This is a genomic window from Sphaerobacter sp. (assembly GCF_019683595.1).
Taxonomy (GTDB): Bacteria; Chloroflexota; Chloroflexia; order Thermomicrobiales; family Thermomicrobiaceae; genus Sphaerobacter.
The window spans coordinates 1-4,728 of sequence record NZ_JADGHZ010000231.1 but is presented as its reverse complement, the minus strand read 5'-3'; the positions used below and the strand labels follow the sequence as shown (position 1 = coordinate 4,728).

Below are 4,728 nucleotides of genomic sequence, written 5' to 3'. Positions count from 1 at the left end.
GTGCTGCCGCACATGATCGAGCGGCGCTCCGGGCGCATCGTAGCGACCTCGTCGATGGCTGGACGCGTGGGGATGCCGAATATCGCCCACTACGCCGCGGCCAAGTGGGGTGTGATCGGGTTGGTCAAGTCGGTGGCATTGGAGGTGGCCCAATACGGGATCACGGTCAACGCTGTCTGCCCGACCACGGTCAACACCGACATGATCCACAACGAGGCGACCTACAAGCTGTTCCGTCCGGATCTCGAGAACCCGACCGCCGAGGATGCGCTGGCCGCATTTTCCGGCCTGAACGTCCTGCCCATCCCCTGGGTTGAGGCGCAGGATATCTCGAACGCGATCCTGTTCCTGGTCTCGGACGATGCCCGTTACATCACCGGCACTGCCGTGGAAGTGGCCGCGGGCATGAACGCGCGCACCGCGGCGTGAGCGACGTGCCGCGAGGAAGGGGGACCCACGATGGGCAAGCTCGACGGCAAAGTGGCAGTCATCACCGGCGGCGCGCGTGGGCAAGGGCGGTCGCATGCCGTGACCCTGGCGCGGGAAGGAGCGGATATCGTCATCTGCGACATCGCGGCGCAGATCGACACGGTCCCCTATCCGATGTCCACCCCGGAGGATCTGGAGGAGACGAAGCGCCTGGTGGAGGACCTCGACCGGCGCTGCGTGGCCGTGCAGGCCGATGTGCGTGACGGCGCGCAGATGCAGGCCGTGGCCGAGCGTGCCATGAGCGAGTTCGGTCGGATCGACATCCTGCTGGCGAATGCCGGGATCGCCGGGTTCGCTAGCGGCGGCTCCTGGGAGCTGACCGACGCGCAGTGGCGGGACATGATCGACACCAACCTGACGGGGGTGTGGCAGAGCTGCAAGGCCGTGATCCCGCACATGATCGCCGGCGGTCGCGGCGGGAGCATCGTCTTGACCTCCTCCACCGCGGGCCTGAAGGGCTTTGCGGGAACCGCACATTATGTCGCGGCGAAGCACGGTGTGGTAGGGTTGATGCGTACGCTGGCAATCGAATTGGCGCCGCACAACATCCGTGTCAACACGGTACACCCGACCGGCGTCAACACGCCGATGGTCGTGAATGACGCGATAGCGCAGATGCTGGGGGACAACCCCTCGGCGATCGCCAACCTCCTGCCGGTCGAGATGCTGGAGCCCGTCGATATCAGCAACGCCATCCTGTGGCTGGTGTCGGACGACGCCCGCTACGTCACCGGCGTCACGCTGCCGGTCGATGCCGGCTTTACGGTCCGGTAGCGCGCACGGGGCTCGCGCGGGCACACCCGCGTGAGCCCCGGCCACGGACGATGAACGGGGGAAGCCCGAGCATGACAGCAACGGTGCAGGCGATCTATCAGGCGGTGCGGGAGGAGGTCGTCGGCCGCGAGCGCGAGATCACCAGCATTCTGGCCGCGATCAGCGCCGGGCGGGATCTCCTGCTCGAAGGTCCGCCCGGGATCGGGAAGTCCACGATTCTGCGGACGATCACCCGCCACTACGACATCCCGCTGGTGCTGGTGGAAGGCAATGCCGACCTGACGCCGGCCAAGCTCATCGGCTATCACAATCCCGCCCAGGTCGTGCGCCACGGCTACCGGCCGGAGGACTTCGTGCCCGGGCCGCTCCCCGACGCCATGCAGCGCGGCGGGTTCCTCTACATCGAGGAATTCAACCGGGTGCCGGAGGATACCCTGAACACCCTGCTGACCGCCATGGCCGAGCGGGAGATCACCATCCCGCGCGTCGGCACGCTGCGGGCGCTCCCCACCTTCCGGATCGTGGCCGCGATGAATCCCTTCGACAACGTCGGCACGGCGCGGATCAGTATCTCGATCTACGACCGGCTCTGCCGCCTGGCGATGGGCTATCAGAGCGAGGATGAGGAGCGGCGGATCGTTGCCCTGCGCACGGGCAGCGATGCGCCCCGCCTGATTGAGGCCGCCGTGGCGATCACCCGCGCAACCCGCGCACACCCGGAGGCGCGGCTTGGATCGTCCGTCCGCGGCGCGATCGATTTGGTGCTGGTGGCTCACCAGTTGGCGGAGATCCGCGGGCTGCCGCTCGACGGCGATGGTGCCCGGTTCGAAGACGTGCTGCTGGAGGCCGCGTTGCTGGCGCTCTCCAGCAAGATCAGCCTGCACGAGACGACCGAGCGGACGCCGGAGGACGTGATCCGCGAGATCGTCGCCGGCATCGTCCCGGAGGCAGTCGACCGCGGCAAGGACGGGGAGTGACCGAGATGCAGCGGCCCCGTGAGGACAACGGACGTGTCGCGTTCGACGCGGTCCGCGAGCTGGTGCGGGCGGACGTGGTCGGCCGCCGGCGAGAACTGGAGGAGATCGTCGCCGCGCTGAACGCGGGGCGCGACCTGCTCCTCGAAGGACCGCCGGGGACGAGTAAATCGACCCTGCTGCGCGCCATCGCCCGGGCGTCGGGCGCACCGTTCATCATGGTCGAGGGGAATGCCGATCTGACACCCGCCAAGCTCGTCGGGTTCCACAACCCGGCCGCGGTGCTGGCACACGGCTACCGGCCGGACGACTTCGTGCCCGGTCCACTCACCGAGGCCATGCTGCGGGGCGCGCTCCTCTACATCGAGGAGTTCAACCGGGTGCCGGAGGATACGCTGAACACCCTGCTCAGCCCGCTGGCCGAGCGCAGCTTCGTCGTGCCGCGCTACGGCCTCGTCCGCGCGGCGCCCGGGTTCCGGCTGATCGCCGCGATGAACCCGTTCGACAACGTGGGCACGCTGCGGGTGAGCCAGTCGATCTACGACCGGCTCTGCCGCCTCGCCATCGGCTACCAGAGCGAGGAGGAGGAGCGAGCCGTCGTGCGCCTGCGGACCGGGAGCGGCAACGACTGGCTCATCGACGGCGCTGTCGCCCTCACCCGCGCCACGCGCACGCACCCGGAGGTGCGCATGGGCTCGTCCGTGCGCGGCGCGATCGACCTGGTGCTGGTCGCCGAGCGCCTGGCGCCGCTCCGGGGCGTGGATCTCACACGCGCCGACAACGCGGCCAAGGACCTCGTGCTCGACGCCGCGCTGCTGGCGCTGTCCGGCCGGATGCTGCTGGCCGAGACGGCCGAGCGGCCGCCGGAGGCGATCGTGCGCGAGCTATGGGAGAACGTCTTCTACTTCATCCCGCAGGCCGCCCGGGGCAAGCATGTGCTGGAGATCGACAACCCGATCGTCGCGCCGACCGGTCGCAAGCGACGGCCGCCGCGGCGTTCCGGGCCGATCGTCCTGCCGATGCGCCCGGCGCCGGAGCCGGACTCCCTCCCCAAGGCGGGGAAGGTGGAGCAACCGCCGCGCATCTACCGGCCGGACGAGATCGCGCTGCTCACCGCGGAGCGCGGGGCGCGCAGCCCGCGCACACGCGACGATATCCTGCGCGACCACCCCGGCGCCCGGCTGGTGCTGCGGGAGGACGGCCAGTTCGACGACGAGGCCTTCCGCGAGCTGTACCAGCAGGACGAGGGGGCGGCGCTCGCGCTGCTCGGGGACCTCTGGCCGGAGACGCCGGACGACGACCTGCGAGATCTCACCCGGCGGTTGGCGCTCAAGATCGTCATCAAGCTGGCGCGGCACGACCCGACCACCAACGCCGGCAAGGGGAAGCTGCGGCCCGTCCGCTACCGCTTCAATTCCGACGACCTCGACCTCGACCGCACCATCGAGGAAATCGCCGGCAAGCCGTACCCGGAGTACGACGACTTCTGGGTGCTGGAGCGGGTCCGCGCCCGGCGCACCTACGTGCTCCTGCTCGACGTCAGCGGCTCGATGCGCGGCACCAAGTTGATGAACGCCGCGCTGGCGGCCGCGTCGCTGGCGCGCAACATCCGGGACGATGACTACGCCGTGGCACTTTTCTGGCGCGACGCGGCCGTGCTCAAGGGCGCCACGCAGGAGAAGCCCCTGGCCCGGCTGGTCGATGAGATCCTGTCGGTTCGCGCGCGCGGGCTGACCAACCTGCGGCTGGGGCTGGAAGTCGGCCTGCGTGAGCTGGAGCGGACGGCGACCCAGGAGAAGATCGGCATCATCTTCACCGACGGCATGCACAATCTCGGCGACGACCCACTGCCGCTGGCAGCGAAGTACCCGCGGCTCCATGTGATCGGCACCTCGCTCGAAGACAGCCGTGTCCGCGCCTGCCAGGAGCTGGCGGCTCGCGGACGGGGCCGGTGCGTCTTCATTGAGCGCATGGAGGACATCCCGGCTGCTGTCAGCTACTGCCTGTCGGCGTGACCGGCAGGGCGGGCGCGCCGGTAGTGGAGGTAGGGAGCCATGGCTAGCACGGGTGGTTGGTTTGAGTCCGTCGCGGAGGCGCAGCGCCGCGCGAAAAAGCGCCTGCCGCGATCCGTCTACTACGCGCTGATCGCCGGCTCCGAGCAGGGCATCACGCTCAACGATAACGTAACTGCCTTCGCCGAGTTGGGGCTTCGCCCGCAACTGGCCGATCGCCCCAATACGCGGGACCTCACCACGACCGTGCTCGGCGAGGAGATCTCCTTCCCCGTGATCATCTCGCCCACCGGTGTCCAGGCGGTGCACCCCGACGCCGAGGTGGCCGTGGCACGCGCGTCGGCGGCGGCCGGCACGATCATGGGCCTCAGTTCATTCGCCAGCAAGCCGATCGAGGAGGTCGTGGCGGCCAACCCGCGGACGTTCTTCCAGATCTACTGGCTGGGCAGCCGCGACGACATGCTCCACTACCTCGACCG

General features: G+C 69.1%; 5 protein-coding genes. All 5 read left to right on the top strand.

Annotated features, from left to right (window positions below; all coding sequences use genetic code 11):
- Window positions 1-429, top strand: a 429-nt coding sequence (locus IRZ30_RS15760; RefSeq protein WP_294086498.1) for an SDR family oxidoreductase, incomplete at its 5' end; no start/stop codon positions are given.
- Window positions 430-459: 30 nt separating this feature from the next.
- Complete coding sequence (locus tag IRZ30_RS15755; RefSeq protein ID WP_294086497.1) at window positions 460-1,263, top strand: mycofactocin-coupled SDR family oxidoreductase; 804 nt, start codon at window positions 460-462, stop codon at window positions 1,261-1,263.
- A 71-nt stretch (window positions 1,264-1,334) separates the two neighbouring features.
- Window positions 1,335-2,240: a MoxR family ATPase gene (locus tag IRZ30_RS15750; protein ID WP_294086496.1), complete on the top strand. Its 906-nt coding sequence runs from the start codon at window positions 1,335-1,337 to the stop codon at window positions 2,238-2,240.
- 5 nt (window positions 2,241-2,245) lie between these two features.
- A complete protein-coding gene (locus tag IRZ30_RS15745) occupies window positions 2,246-4,252 on the top strand; it encodes an AAA family ATPase (RefSeq protein WP_294086495.1) in 2,007 nt (668 codons plus the stop codon).
- A gap of 39 nt (window positions 4,253-4,291) precedes the next feature.
- Window positions 4,292-4,728 (top strand): alpha-hydroxy-acid oxidizing protein (locus IRZ30_RS15740; protein ID WP_294086494.1); only part of this gene is annotated, 437 nt, incomplete at its 3' end.

Excerpts from the sequence above, each read along its gene's own strand:
- IRZ30_RS15745 (WP_294086495.1), top strand. The coding sequence starts at position 2,246 with ATGCAGCGGCCCCGTGAGGACAACGGACGTGTCGCGTTCGACGCGGTC.
- IRZ30_RS15750 (WP_294086496.1), top strand. The coding sequence starts at position 1,335 with ATGACAGCAACGGTGCAGGCGATCTATCAGGCGGTGCGGGAGGAGGTC.
- IRZ30_RS15755 (WP_294086497.1), top strand. The coding sequence starts at position 460 with ATGGGCAAGCTCGACGGCAAAGTGGCAGTCATCACCGGCGGCGCGCGT.